The 13,337-nt window shown below is 69.3% G+C and carries 10 protein-coding genes; 2 read left to right on the forward strand and 8 right to left on the reverse strand.

Annotated elements, in window-relative coordinates:
• The 3 genes from DB31_RS19160 to DB31_RS19170 are packed head-to-tail and all read right to left on the reverse strand — an operon-like array spanning position 1 to position 2,044.
• Complete coding sequence (locus tag DB31_RS19160; protein WP_044189602.1) at positions 1–651, reverse strand: hypothetical protein; 651 nt, start codon at positions 649–651, stop codon at positions 1–3.
• Complete coding sequence (locus tag DB31_RS19165; RefSeq protein ID WP_044189605.1) at positions 651–1,469, reverse strand: hypothetical protein; 819 nt, start codon at positions 1,467–1,469, stop codon at positions 651–653. The genes DB31_RS19160 and DB31_RS19165 overlap by 1 nt, the downstream gene beginning before the upstream one ends.
• Positions 1,470–1,498: 29 nt before the next feature.
• A complete protein-coding gene (locus DB31_RS19170) occupies positions 1,499–2,044 on the reverse strand; it encodes a hypothetical protein (protein WP_044189607.1) in 546 nt (181 codons plus the stop codon).
• Positions 2,045–2,242: 198 nt separating this feature from the next.
• Here DB31_RS19170 and thiD point away from each other — a divergent pair, with 198 nt between their 5' ends.
• Positions 2,243–3,052, forward strand: coding sequence for a bifunctional hydroxymethylpyrimidine kinase/phosphomethylpyrimidine kinase (thiD, locus tag DB31_RS19175; RefSeq protein ID WP_044189608.1), 810 nt, complete (start codon positions 2,243–2,245; stop codon positions 3,050–3,052).
• 1 nt (position 3,053) lies between these two features.
• On the opposite strand, the gene DB31_RS19180 is transcribed toward thiD, so the two are convergent.
• The 3 genes from DB31_RS19180 to DB31_RS19190 form a co-directional block, all read right to left on the reverse strand.
• Positions 3,054–4,295 (reverse strand): CBS domain-containing protein, encoded by a 1,242-nt coding sequence (locus DB31_RS19180; RefSeq protein ID WP_083968442.1) that lies wholly within the window; start codon positions 4,293–4,295, stop codon positions 3,054–3,056.
• 206 nt (positions 4,296–4,501) lie between these two features.
• Positions 4,502–5,185, reverse strand: a complete 684-nt coding sequence (locus tag DB31_RS19185) for a hypothetical protein (RefSeq protein WP_044189609.1) — start codon at positions 5,183–5,185, stop codon at positions 4,502–4,504.
• A gap of 142 nt (positions 5,186–5,327) precedes the next feature.
• Complete coding sequence (locus DB31_RS19190) at positions 5,328–7,169, reverse strand: vWA domain-containing protein (protein WP_044189610.1); 1,842 nt, start codon at positions 7,167–7,169, stop codon at positions 5,328–5,330.
• Positions 7,170–7,432: 263 nt separating this feature from the next.
• Between DB31_RS19190 and DB31_RS19195 the strand changes: the two genes are divergently transcribed.
• A complete protein-coding gene (locus DB31_RS19195) occupies positions 7,433–11,815 on the forward strand; it encodes a pilus assembly protein (protein ID WP_044189612.1) in 4,383 nt (1,460 codons plus the stop codon).
• Positions 11,816–11,898: 83 nt separating this feature from the next.
• On the opposite strand, the gene DB31_RS19200 is transcribed toward DB31_RS19195, so the two are convergent.
• Complete coding sequence (locus DB31_RS19200) at positions 11,899–12,837, reverse strand: tetratricopeptide repeat protein (protein ID WP_044190145.1); 939 nt, start codon at positions 12,835–12,837, stop codon at positions 11,899–11,901.
• Between the two features lie 210 nt (positions 12,838–13,047).
• Positions 13,048–13,326, reverse strand: coding sequence for a hypothetical protein (locus DB31_RS19205; RefSeq protein ID WP_044189615.1), 279 nt, complete (start codon positions 13,324–13,326; stop codon positions 13,048–13,050).
• Positions 13,327–13,337 lie beyond the last annotated feature (11 nt).

The following is a 13,337-nucleotide window of genomic DNA, read 5'->3' on the forward strand; positions in this document are numbered from 1 at the left end:
TCAGGCGGCGCGCACGGCTTCGAGCGTGCGGCACAGCTCGTCGATGGTGTCCGTGAGCTCACGGGCCCGGCCCGCGGCGTGGGCGGTGGCGCCCTCGTAGCGCAGCAATGTGAGGCGCGTGGCCAGCTCACCGGCTCGGGCGAGCGCGCGCTCCAGGTCCGTGCGGGCCTGGGTTCGCAGGGCCTCCAGGCGGGAGAGGTGCGCCAGGCGCTCGCGGAGGATGTCCGCCACGGGCTTGGAGTCCGGGCGTGCTTCGAGCGCGGCCAGCTCACGGCTCAGCTTCTCCCGGTCGTGGTCCGGAGAGGAGAGCACGGCGTCCAGCTCGGCGAGGCGGCGCGCCGCGGAGCGCAGGGCGGTGCCCAGGGAGCGCACCCGCGCGGTCTCCAAGGTGAGCGAGTCCCCCAACTCGCGGCCGAGCCGCTGGAGCGCCTCATGGAGGGTGGCCTCGGCGGCATCGATGCGAGCGTTCTCGGGCGTGCCCGTGGGAGCAGAGGGGCTGGGAAGCAGAACCGGCAGGAACAGCGGCCAGAGACAGGCGTGGAGGCCCGCGCGGGCGAGGCCCATGGCGCCTCGGGCTTCACCGCGTCCGAGCACCGCGGCCACGGCGATGCCGGCGAGGCAGTAGGTGACGACGGTGACGAGCGCGACCATTACAGGCTCTCCTCTTCGTGCACGGACTCCGAGGAGCGCGGCTCCCACTCGCCATTGAGGGTGTCGATGTTGGAGCGCAAGAGGGTGCCGGCGGCATCGAAGGCGCTGCTCTCGAGCGGGCGGATGGCGACGGTGGGGCGGCCGGGGTTGCCGACGAAGGGGCGGACGACCCAGGCCATCTGCACACCGACCATGCCGTAGAGCGCGGTCCACGCGAGCAGGTGGAGCACGGTGCGGCCCTGGGTCCGCAGGGCCTTCACGAGCACCCAGACGCCGCGCAGCGCGGCCACGCCGAGGAACCCAAGGCTGCCGAGCATGACGTGGAAGTAGCCGGTGGGCGGATGGTTGACGGCATTGGCGAAGGCGAGCCACACGGGCGCGAGGCCCAGCAGCGTGAGCCCGGTGGTGGCGAGGGCGACCAGGGCCTCGCACACGGCCTGGAGGGCGGAGATGCGAGCACCGAGGAGCCGGCCATAGACGTGGAGCGCGGGCAGACACACCGCGAGGCTGCCGAGGCCCACGAGCATGAGCTTGGGAGCGGCGGCGAGTCCCGCCAGCGGCGAGCGGGTGAAGCCGAGGAGGAACCCGAAGATGCCGAAGCCCGCGAGCGCGCAGAGGGTGAGGCGCAGGGGCAGCTCCCGCAGCTCGGGGCCACCGGCCTGAATCTGCGCGAGCACGGCGGACGGGTTGCGCAGGAGCAGCTCCGCGGTGCGCAGGATGCTGTCGGAAGCCTGCGGCGCGGGCACGGCAGCCACAGCAGACGCAGCGGACACAGCAGGCACAGAGGACGCAGTGGGCTCGATCGTGGTCGTGGACATGAGAGGCCTCGGAAGAGAAGGGGCGGGGGTCAGCGCCAGGAGAGTCCGGCGCTGTGAGCGCACTGGGCGAAGGTGATGGCGTGGAGGACGAGGAAGGCGATGCGGGTGGAGCCCGCGAAGGAAGCGCCGAAGCGCTGGAGCGCCTGAGTGAAGGTGTGGCCACCGGCGACGAGCGCGAGCACGGTGAAGAGGAAGGCCAGCGGCGAGGCGATCCGGGACTCAGGGGCGGTGGCGGCGAAGAACCACAGCAGGGGCGTGGTGGAGGCCAGGCTCAGGCCGAGCGTATGGACGGCCTCGAGCGCGGCCTGGACACACTGGGAGGCGCCGAGCCCTGGCTGGCGGGTGGCCCAGAGGATGTAGAGCGCCGGGAGGCACAAGGCCCACGCCAGCAAGGCGACGGCAGGCAGCGAGACGGCCCACCCGAGGTGGGTGAGGCTGAAGCCCTCGTGGGTGACGGCGGTGCGCAGGGCGAAGCCAAAGAGGGCCATGCCGCCGAGCCCCACGGCCAGAGGACGGGCGGAAGGAAGGGCGAGGGCGTGCGTGCCGCCGAGCGCGGTCAGCGAGGAAGGCTGCATGCGGGCTCCAGTGCAAGAGAGGATGCAGCGCCGCTGTGCACCTTTGGGGCCAGCGCGGGTTCCCTGGGATGCCAACGGTCAGCGTGGCCCAGGAGCCATACTCCCTGCGTCTCTCCGCCCGCACTCGGGCTTCCGGGCGCGAGGCTGTGCTAAGCGGAGGACCTCTCGCGTTGACCGTTCGACCAGGAGACCCCCGAGATGGAATCCCCCAGGCCCGTAGCCACCGCGCTCACGATTGCGGGCTCGGACAGCGGTGGTGGTGCTGGCATCCAGGCTGACCTGCGTACCTTTGCCTTCCACCGCATCCATGGCACCAGCGCCCTCACCGCCATTACGGCGCAGAACACCCTGGGCGTCACCCGCGTGGATGTCCTCAGCCCCGCCGCCGTTGCCGCTCAGATGGAGGCCGTGGTCACTGACATCGGTGTGAGCGCCGCGAAGACGGGCATGCTCGCCAACCTGGAGATCATCATCGTGGTGGCCGAGCAGATCCGCCGGCTCAAGCTCACGCAGCTCGTGGTGGATCCCGTCATGGTGTCCCGCGCGGGCTCGCGGCTCATCGATGACAAGGCCGTGGGTGCCCTCCGAGAGCTGCTGCTCCCGCTGGCCACCGTCGCCACGCCCAACCGCCACGAGGCGCAGCTCCTGTCGGGCATGGACATCCAGACGGTGGACGACATGGCCGAGGCCGCGCGCCGCATCCAGCGGCTCGGTCCCAAGGCCGTGCTCGTCAAGGGCGGTGCCATGCCCGGCCCGCTGCGCGGCACCGATGTCTGGTTCGATGGGGAGCACCTCGAGACCCTGAGCGTGCCCCCCATCGATACTCCCAATACGCACGGCACGGGCTGCACCCTGTCCGCCGCCATCGCCGCGCAGCTGGCGCTCGGGCGCGCACCCCTCGACGCCACCCGGCGCGCCAAGGAGTACGTCACCTCCGCGCTCCATCACCCGCTGGCGCTCGGCCGGGGCAACGGACCGTTCAGCCACTTCGCCTTGGGGGCGCTGTAGCTCAGGTCAGCCGGCTCCAGAAGGAGCGCTTGGACGAGATGCGATCCAGCGCCTCCTGCAGCTCCTCGTCGTAGTCGGCGCGGTTGGCGATGTCGCCCATCGAGATGATGCCGATGACGCGGTCATCCCGCTCGACCACGGGGATGCGGCGGATCTGCCGCTTGCCCATCAGCGAGATGATGCTGTGGATGTCCTCGTCCGGGTGGACGCACTCCACGTCATCCGTCATCACGTCCCCGGCGCGGAGCTGATCCGGCGTCCTGCCGCCCGTGAAGGCGCGGATGACCAGGTCCCGGTCCGTGATGATGCCCACGAGGCAGCCCCGGCTGTCCACGATGGGGACCACGCCGCAGTCCTCGTCCTTCATCAGCTGCGCCACCTCGCGCAGCGAGCTGTCCTGGCGCACCGTCTTCACGCCGCGGGTCATGATCTCCCGAGCGGTGAGCGGCTCGCGCTGCCAGCGCCGGCGCAGCCCGGCCAGCATGCCCTTGTGCTCCGGACGTGACGTGTCGGTGTCGGGGCCGCGGCTCGCGTACGTCTCGCCCATGCCGATGTTCACGCCCGAGCCCGGACGGCCGGGGCTCGCCTGGCTCATGCCCAGCATCGGATCGTACCGGTCGCTGCGCTGGCCCTGGGTGCCCATGCCGGGATGACCCTGGGTGCCGTGCTGGCCGCGGTCCTCGCCGCCGAAGCCCGTGCGGTCCCACTGACGGTAGTTCTCGCCGCCGGTGTCGCGGCGCATCTCGAGCGAGTGGCGCGTGTCCTGCTCACCCATGCGCATCTGCCCGCCTCCCGAGCCGATGGCAGAGCGGTCATCCCGGTCATCGCGGCCGTACGGCCCCTGCTGGGGGGTGCCACTCGAGCCCCAGGTGCCGCGCGTGTTGAGGCCGGCGCCCGTGCCCATGCCGCTCATGCCCATGCCCGAGCCGGTGCCCAGGCCCGTGCCCACGCCCGTGCCCACGTCCGTGCTGGTGCGCGGCTGAGCCAGGCGCAGCGCCGCGGCGCGGTGGAAGCGGCCCTGGCGCACGCTGGGGGCCTCGTCGCGGTCGGGGCTGTAGCCCGTCACGTCGGACTCGGAGCGCTCGCGCGAGCCCGGAGGAGACACGTCCGCGCGCCGCACCACGTCCGTACCGCGCGTCGCCACGTCACCCCCCAGCATGCCCGGCGTCCCGTTGTCGGGGACCGTGCCGCGCCCGTTGCGCGTGGTGTCGTCCCTGCCGTTGTCCATTCTCTTGTCAGCCATTCGGATGAACCTCCAACTGCGGAGTGGTGGTGCCGCGCTCGGGTTGGGGAGCGCGGGCGCCGAACGCTGGGGATTCCCCTCGCTCTCACCAAGGGAGCGGGGTCCCCAGCCATACCATCTGTCCGCAGCAGGGCAGGTTCACCCGGCAGGGCGCCCAGCGCTGGACACCCTGGCCGCTTGCTGGTCAACGGAAGCGCTCAGCGCCCTCAGTGAATGGCCCAGAGAGCGCCAATCTCCTCGCACGCCAGCTCCACGTCATGGAGCCGGCGGGTGTTGGCCTTGGGAGCTTCGAAGAGCGTACCGGCGAACACATCCACCACGCGGATCAGCCGCTGATCCACCGGGCCCAGGTGCCGCAGGTGCTGCTCCGCGAAGCTGTGCAGGAGTGTGGCGATGTACTGCCCCGAGCGCTCATCCAGCGGATGCCACTTGGCGAAGTAGAGCTTGAGCAGCCCCACTTTGTTTTCGCCGCGCCGGTCCGTCATCTGCAGCACCACCTCGGGCCGCACGCTGATGGTGACGCCCGCAACCTCCAACACCGGAGGCTCCTGGCCTACCGCGCTGATGATGGTGCCCTCCAGCTCCAGCTGCGGCACCACCGCCGCGAACCGATCCAGCGCCTCGACGCACAGGTGCAAGCGCTGGGCCTCGAACTCCGTCTGCGGCACGGTGTTGAAGAAGCGCTCCTGGTGGTCCCGGAGGATGCCGCCGTTCATTCCCTTGCACAGGAAGTCGGTGATGGCCTGCGACGCCTCCGGATACCGCAGGTACTGCGGATCACACGGGTGCTTCTGATCATGGATGATGCGCTTGCGACGGGCCGGTGAAGCGGTGAGGTACTCCCCCAGCTTGTTCACCGAGACGCGTGGCGACTCACGGGATTCCGCCATGGACGACCCCTTCGTGTGTCGTAGATGCGTTGACACTACAGAAGGGGTCTGACACGGCATTTCCCGGGAGTTTCGCGGACTTGGCGTGGTGGACAGGCACCCCCGCCGGAGGGCGACCCGGCGGATTGGATGCGCCGCCGTGTCAGCGCGCCGCCACGCGTTCCACCAGCGGGCGGGCCTTCTCCAGCAACCGGAGGAACTCCTGGCGCTCGGCATTGCCCGAGGGCGTGGCCTCGCGGGCGATCTTCTCCACCTGCTCGAAGCTCCAGCGGGCCGCGTGGGGGCTGCGGCGGAGCAGCTCGGCTGCGCCCATCACTGCGGTGGCGAAGCGCAGATCCTTGTTCGCCGAGGCGAAGCTGGAGGCCAGGGCCTTGCCGGAGAAGCGGAACGCGCGCTCGGTGGCCTTCTCTCCGCGAGGCTTCTTGGCGCGCACGCGCACGGTGGCCAGGTCATCGCCCGCGCCCGGCTGGAGCTCCAGCTCGTAGAGGGCGGTGACGGTGTGGCCCGCGCCCAGCTCGCCCGCGTCCACCTTGTCGTCCCGGAACAGCGCGTCCGCGATGGCGCGGTTCTCGTAGCCCACGAGCCGGTAGCGGGCCACCTGCTTCGGATCGAAGTCCACCTGCAGCTTCACGTCCTGGGCAATCACCTCCAGCGTGCCGCCGATCTGCTCCTGGAAGATGCGGCGCGCGGCCATCAGCGAGTCCACGTAGTAGTGGTTGCCGTCGCCCTGGTTGGCGAAGCGCTCCATCATCTCGTCCTTGTAGTTGCCCATGCCGAAGCCCACGGTGGTGACGGTGATGCCCTCCTTCACGTAGCCGCGGATCAACTTGAGGATCTCCTCGGGCGAGGTGGCACCCACGTTGGCGTCGCCGTCCGAGAGGATGATGACGCGCGAGGTGGACTGACCATCCACCGTCTGCATCGCCTGCTGGTAGGCCAGCTCGATTCCGGACGACATGGCGGTGGAGCCGCCCGCCTGGAGCTCCTCGATGGCTTGGTGGATGACAGCCTTCCTCTCCAGGCCAGTGGGAGGCAGCGCCACCTTCACGTGGCCCGCGTAGGTGACCATCGCCACGGTGTCACCGTCGCGCAGGTTGTCCACGAGCATGCGCAGGGCGCGCTGGGCCAGCGGCAGCTTGTCCGGCGAGGCCATGGAGCCGGAGACGTCCACCAGGAAGGTGAGGTGCGCGGGCTTGCGCTCGGAGACGCTGAGCTGCTTGCCCTGCACGCCCACGCGCAGCAGGTGGCGGCCCGGCGTGTACGGAGAGGGCGCCGCGTCCATGTGCACCGCCAGCGGCGAGCCGTCCGTAGGCCCCTCGTAGTCGTAGCGGAAGTAGTTGAGGAACTCCTCCACGCGCACGCCCTCTTGTACCGGCAGCGAGCCCTCGAGAATCTTCCGGCGCGCCAGCGTGTACGCGCCCGTGTCCACGTCGATGGCGAAGGTGGACAGGGGGTCCTCGCTCGCGGTGACGAAGGGATTGATGCCCGCGTCACGGTACTGCTCGGTGCGGCTCGTGGTGTCTCCGGAGCTGGAGACGTTGCGCGGAGCGGGCCCCCTCATCTTCATCTTCATGCCCACCATCGACTTGCCACCGAGGCTGGCGCTGCCCGAGCCATAGCCGGTGCCGCCGCCGAGGGTGCCGATGCCGCCTCCACCCGAGCCCGAGCCCTTGAAGCCCAATCCCCCGAGCCCCGACGCGGATCCGAACGCGGCGGGAGAACGTTTTGCGGAAGGAGCCGGCACATGGCTCGACGGCGGGCTGACGGTCGGCGAGGGCCCCGCATTCGGCGATGACGGCTCAGCCCGGGTCTTCGACGGCAGCGACTCGGCCACCTTCTGCTCCTGCCTCGGCTCCTGCTGCTTCGCGGCCATCTCCACGGCTCGCTGCGGCGCCTCCTCCTGAGAGCGGCAGCCCACAACCAGCGCGCTCTCGACCACCAGCGCGCAGACGATCCCACTGACGGCCACACGGCTCCGCCTCATGAACAGCCTCCATCGAGCTTTTGGGTTTCGGGAGACTTCGACAACCGTGTGCGCGGCAAGTTCCCACAAACCGCTAGCGAACCTTTGCGGTGTGCAGAGTTTGCGAGGTGAAGCCCCGTGCCGCCTGCCGAGGGGAGGAGGCCGGAAGCTCCGTCATTTCGCTGGCTTGTGACGAGCCAGGCCGGGGGCCGGAGTTTGCAAAGTGGGACTGCGCCGCGAAGGGCCGGAGCCAGGGCTCGCGCGGCTTGCAGGGAGAAAGCACCATGCAGCAGTCCTGGATTTCCATTCTTCGTCGGGTGTGCCTCGCGGTGGCGATGCTGGGCGTGGTGGGAGGAGCCCACGCGGAGCTGGGCGACGCGTCCGCCAACTCCGCGGCGTGCTGCCAGCTGACCACGTCGCTGGTGAACGATGTGCTGCACGGCACCGACGTCTCGGGCGACGAGCGCTTCTTCAGCGCCGAGGGCGCCCCGCCCAACATCCACTTCCTGCTCGACACCTCGGGCTCCATGCGTGAGCTGCCGCAGGTGGAGAACAGCGATCACATCACCTTCTTCAACCTCACCGTGAACGGCTGCGAGAACCCGCGCCTGGACGCGTTCGCGGCCTCGCGGGGCTGGGATGCGAGCCACGTGTACCCGGTGCCGGACGTGGGCACGGGGATGGGCTCGGACACGGGCTTCCCGAACCTGTTCCAGGACGACAAGTTCTACGGCTACCTGTACTGGGCGGACCTGGGCAACCCGCCGGCGCAGTGGAACACCCGGGAGCAGGCCTGCCAGTCGCAGGTGCCCAACTGGTCCACCACGGGCGGGGCGGAGTACGCCCGCTGCCTGTCGTGCCTGAGCACCAAGGGCTACTACAAGGTGCCGGGCACCATGGGCCGCAACACGCCGCCGCTCGAGAACCTGAACTTCATGTTCTGGGGCCGCTACCTCAACTTCAACCCGCCCAAGTACGTCACGGCGAAGGCGGTGCTCAAGTCCGTCATCAAGGATCTGCGCCGCGTGCGCGCGGGCATCAGCCACTTCTCCAACAGCGCGCCCAACACCGTGCTGCTCAAGGAGCAGCACCCCTCGTGCCAGCAGATCGCCAACGACGCGAGCGCGTTCGACGGCGAGCGCGCCAGCTACATCAACTCCGTCAACGGGCTGACGTTCACCACGGGCACGCCGCTGGCACGCTCGCTGCTGAACGTGGGCTACTACTTCACGTCGGAGGACACCGTGTACCGCGACGTCTTCGGCTTCGGCAGCGGCTTCAGCTACCCAGGCGCGTTCAAGAACCCGGCGCTCACCTCGCAGGGCCGCAGCGTGTGCTGGGGCTGCCAGACGTCCTCCGTCATCATCATCACGGACGGCGAGCCCTCGGGCGACACGCTGAGCAGCACGGTGGTGACCAAGCTGCGCACGCTCAACGGCGGCCCGGTGTACTGCCCGGACTCCGCGCCGTGCGGCGGAGGCACCACCGCCACCCGTGACAAGGGCAGCGACCCCGCTGTCTACACGGATGACAACCAGAACTACCTGCTGGATGACGTGGCCAAGCTGCTCTACGAGAAGGACTTGCAGAGCCACACGCCGCCCATCGTCGGGGACTTCAACACTGCCGGGAAGCAGAACGTGCTCACGTACACGGTGGGCTTCGGCATCAACAGCCCGTTCCTGAAGAACACGGCCGAAGTGGGCGGTGGCCTTTACTACACGGCGGACGACGCCACCGGTCTGAAGCAGGCGCTGCTGGACATCATCACCAACGTGCAGACGCGGTCCACCTCGTTCTCGAGCGCCGCGGCCAGCACGCTCCAGGTGCGCAGCGCCAGCGCGACGCTGATTCCGCGCTTCAAGCCGGCCCGCGCGAAGACGGATCCGTGGCAGGGCTTCCTCTACCGGTTCGATCAGGGCCCGGAGCGCCTGCTGGGCTGCAACCCGACGAACCCCGCCGCGGGCGGAGACCTGAACCAGGATGGCGACTGCGACGACACGCTGCTGCTCGACGCCGCGGGGGACGCCATCATCGAGAATGACGAGGGTGATTTCGTGAAGCTCCTCAGCCCGACCACGCCCGCAGTTCCCTTCTGGGAGGCCGGCCAGAAGCTCAAGGCCGGCACCGAGAAGTGGAAGACGCGGCGCATCTTCACCCTCGTCGACGGCAACGGCGACGGGAAGCTCGACTCCCAGGACGCGCCGGTGGCGTTCACCGAGGCGAACGCGGGCGTGCTGCGCGAGTACCTGGGCATCAGCCAGAACCCGTCGGTGTGCTCGGATCTGGCCACGCGCCTGGGCGAGCCCAGCCTGTCCCCGGAGGACTGCACGAAGCTGATCATCCGCTGGTACCGCGGCGCGGACGCGCTCAACCCTGATCCGAGCCTGCGCGAGCAGGACCGGCCGTTCTTGCTGCATGACATCTTCCACTCCTCGCCGGTGAGCGTGGAGCCGCCGTCGCCGTCGCGCTTCTGCGGCTTCTCGCAGCAGTGCCTCACGGTGCTGTTCTCCGGCTCCACGGTGCAGGCAGAGTCCACGCTTCCCAGCGGCGTGAGTGTGAAGGCCTACGAGGCGTACCAGTCCGAGGCGGGCAACCGGGACAAGATCATCCTGGTGGGCAGCAATGGCGGCATGCTGCACGCGTTCCACAACGGCCAGGCACTGCCCTCGGGCGCGGTGGACTCGCTCACGGGGCAGGTGCAGTACGACGCGGGCACGGGCGAGGAGCTGTGGGCCTTCATCCCGCCGGACATGCTGCCCAAGCTGCGCCCCAACCTGGGCAAGCACGGCTACTTCGTGGATGGCACGCCCATGGTGCGCGATGTGTGGCTGGACGGCATGGAGGGCGAGCCGGCCGACGGCAAGAAGCAGTGGAAGGAGTACCGCACGGTGGCCGTGGTGGGCACGGGCCGTGGCGGCGTGCACCGCTTCGCGCTGGACTTGACGCGCCTGCTGGGCCGCAACCCGGGTGACACCGCCACCCGCGTGCCGGATCAGGCAGGGGACTTCCTGTGGATGTGGCCGCAGCCGTGCGACCCGCTCGCGCTGCAGGTGGGCGAGGCCTTCACCAACTTCGCTCCCCGCCCTCCTCCCGTGGGCCCCGTGGCGCTCACCGAGGTCGCGGACAACGCCCTGCGGGACATGAGCAGCACGGGCCACCCGAGCGAGACGCCGTGGCTCATCGACGGCACTCCGGCGCGCGAGCGCTGGGTGGTGGCGTTCAACGGCGGCTTCGACGAGCACATGCTGCGCGGCCGCGGCATGGCGCTGGTGGACATCCGCACGGGCCACACGGTGTGGAGCTTCTTCCACGGGGATGGACAGAACCGCTCGGAGAACCTGCGCTACCCGATTGGCGCGGGCCTGTCGCTGCTCGACATCGGCCGGGGCAACAACCCCAGCGCGGATGCGGATCAGCTCTTCGACTCGGCCACGGTGGGCGACTACGGCGGCCAGCTGTGGATGGTGCGCATGTGGAAGCCGGGCGTGTGGGACTCCAGCACGAAGCGGGTGAACAACTGGTTCGCCGCGCGCTCCTTCCGCGTGGCGAACCTGGCGGGGAAGACGGCGGACCCCGAGGCCATGCGTGCGCCGTTCACCTATATGACCCTCAACGCCCTGCAGCCCGACACCGGCTTCCTGCGCACCTTCGTGGGCACCGGTGACCGGGAGAACCTGCTCGAGAAGGGCACCGCGTGCCGGCTGTCCAACCCGCGCGCCTGCGCCGCGCAGGGCTGCGGCGTCAACAACACGCTCACCGTCGAGCGAGGCGGCTCCACCGTGTACACCAGCAACGCCACGTACCAGAACTACCACTACAGCTCCGGCACCGTCTCCACGGGCAGCCCCGGCGCGTCCTGCGGCGGCGCGAAGGTGACGCTCGCGTGGAACAACGACGCGGCCAACGGCTGCGGCAACGCCAACGACGGCACGCTCGAGTACACGTGCGACGGTGATACCTCCTCGTGGAGCTGCCGCGAGACGGCCAACACCTGGACGGCGCTCAACTACACCGAGGATGCCTCGCCCTACCCGCAGCGCTACTACGGCGTGTGGACGTACGGCGGCACGGATCCGCTGCGCCGCTTCGACAGCGACGCGGAGGCCACGGCGTACGACGGCACCCTCTTCTCGGATGCCGACCTGGTGAACGTCAGCCAGTTCGACTCGGCGGGAGCGGTCGCCGGGAGCCAGCAGTCGGCGGCGCCCTCGGGCAAGGGCTGGTACATCGACTACGCCGTGCCCAACGAGCGCACCGGTACCACCGGCAGCCTGGTGAGCGGCTGCGTGCTGTGGAGCTCGTTCGAGCCCAGCGGGGCGCCGGGCGCGGTGTGCTCGACGACGGGCACCAACGTGGCGCGGCTGTACCAGGCCAACTTCGCCACGGGCGTGGCCAACTGCGCGCAGAGCTTCTACACGCAGAGCTCGGATAAGTGGGCGCGCTACCACCAGAGCACCACGGTGGCCGCTCCCGCGGAGCCGGCCATGCAGGTGTCCATCGGCGGTGGCGTGGTGTCCATCGACCTCAACCAGCAGGGCCCGAGCCAGCAGGCCTCCACCCGCGTCCAGCAGAGCGACGAGGGCGTCCGCTCGCTCTACCAGCTGGAGGTGGATCAGCGCGGCCACGAGTGCCGCCACGACGGTGTGGCCATCTCGTGTGACTGACGGCTGAAACACGAAGGGCTCGGAACCGGTGCACGGGTTCCGAGCCCTTTTTCATGCGGGCGCTGGCGCCCGGTCTTCAAGGACTACTTGGGAGCGGCAGCGGCCTCGGCCTGCTTGGCGGCCTCGGCAGCGGCAGCCGCCTGCTTCTCCTTGAACTTCTTCTGGGTCTCGGTGAACTTGGCGGTGAGCTCCTCGTACTGCTTCTGGAACTCCTGAGCGCGCTTGTCGTGCTCCGTCGCCCGGGCCATGGCCGCGTCCGCGATGGCCTTCTTCTTGGCCTCCTTGGCCTCCTGCAGGGAGATCTTCGCCATGTTCTGCTCGTGCATGGCGTACTTGGCCACGGCGATGCGCTTGTTGATGTACGTGAAGGGGTACTCGGGGTTGAGCGCGATCACTTGGTCCAGGTAGGCCAGCGCCTTGTCCAGGTGCTCGGGCACCGCGGGGCCGTCCTTGCTCTCCACGCCGCCGCGCTTGGAGTAGATGGCCGCCAGCCAGCCCAGGCTCGCCTCGTCCTTCGGGTTGAGCTTGACGGCCTCGTTGAACTTGGCCTCGGCCACGTCCAGGTTGCCGGCCTTCAGGTACTGGTCGGCGATGACGCGCCACAGCTCCGCCTTCTCCGCGGCCGACTCCTTGGCATCGAGCACCTTCACGAGCGCCTTCTCGGCGTCCTCGGGCTGCCCGGCCTGCCGGAACTCGTCCGCGATGACGCGGTACATCTCGTCCCGCTTCACGTTCGGGTCCTTGGTGACCTCCACGTACTTGATGAGGGCCTCGGCGGCCTTCTGGTGCTCGCCGACCTGCTGGTGGGCGAAGGCCTTCTCCTTCCACGTCTTCTCGGAGTTCGGATCGGCCTGGATGGCCAGCTCGTACTGCTCGATGGCGAGCTTGAACTCCTTCTTGTTGAGGTGGTTGGTGGCCTTGGCGCGGGCCTCCTTTGCGGGGTCCGGCTTGTCGCTACAGCCCACAGTCCCCGTGAGGGTGAGCACTCCCAGCACCAGCCCTACGCGTCCCAGCTTCTTCATGCACATGCCTTTCGAGCGGTACCGGACCCGCGGGAGCTCCGGCACAGTTTGAAATGAGGTGGCCTCGGACGGCGCATTGTGGGCGCGCCGAACCGTGTGGCGCGGCAGCATACCCGAAGTCGATCCGAGCGCCCCCTCCCGGGTTTCTTCCCTGGCTCCTACCCAGGGAAGGGGGCAAGCCTCATCTCATTGCGTCAAAAGGCGGCACTTCTAGGGTTTGTCACCGGGAAACTGGGCCCAATAGCCCTCGGGCAGTGGGTTGTTGCCCCGGTCGCTGCGCGGGCCGTCTCCATCTGGGATGTCATCCACACCCCCGATGTCCGGGTGCTCCTCCTCCTCCTCGGTGCTCTTGCGGGAGTGATGAGGGCTCCCGCCGGGCGCATCGTGGGTGGGACGCTGGGCGGGCTCCTCATGCCTCGGGCTCGTCGGGCGCCCGAACATGTCCTCGGCTGGCTGGGGTCCTGGCTGCTTCGTTTCCTTCTGGGCCATGATGGAAGTCC

It is taken from the genome of Hyalangium minutum (assembly GCF_000737315.1).
Lineage (GTDB): Bacteria > Myxococcota > Myxococcia > Myxococcales > Myxococcaceae > Hyalangium > Hyalangium minutum.

Coding starts and splice junctions, on each gene's coding strand:
- DB31_RS19185 (WP_044189609.1), bottom strand. CDS start 5,185: ATGGCGGAATCCCGTGAGTCGCCACGCGTCTCGGTGAACAAGCTGGGG.
- DB31_RS19180 (WP_083968442.1), bottom strand. CDS start 4,295: ATGGCTGACAAGAGAATGGACAACGGCAGGGACGACACCACGCGCAAC.
- DB31_RS19190 (WP_044189610.1), bottom strand. CDS start 7,169: ATGAGGCGGAGCCGTGTGGCCGTCAGTGGGATCGTCTGCGCGCTGGTG.
- DB31_RS19200 (WP_044190145.1), bottom strand. CDS start 12,837: ATGAAGAAGCTGGGACGCGTAGGGCTGGTGCTGGGAGTGCTCACCCTC.
- DB31_RS19205 (WP_044189615.1), bottom strand. CDS start 13,326: ATGGCCCAGAAGGAAACGAAGCAGCCAGGACCCCAGCCAGCCGAGGAC.
- DB31_RS19170 (WP_044189607.1), bottom strand. CDS start 2,044: ATGCAGCCTTCCTCGCTGACCGCGCTCGGCGGCACGCACGCCCTCGCC.
- DB31_RS19160 (WP_044189602.1), bottom strand. CDS start 651: ATGGTCGCGCTCGTCACCGTCGTCACCTACTGCCTCGCCGGCATCGCC.
- DB31_RS19165 (WP_044189605.1), bottom strand. CDS start 1,469: ATGTCCACGACCACGATCGAGCCCACTGCGTCCTCTGTGCCTGCTGTG.
- thiD (WP_044189608.1), top strand. CDS start 2,243: ATGGAATCCCCCAGGCCCGTAGCCACCGCGCTCACGATTGCGGGCTCG.
- DB31_RS19195 (WP_044189612.1), top strand. CDS start 7,433: ATGCAGCAGTCCTGGATTTCCATTCTTCGTCGGGTGTGCCTCGCGGTG.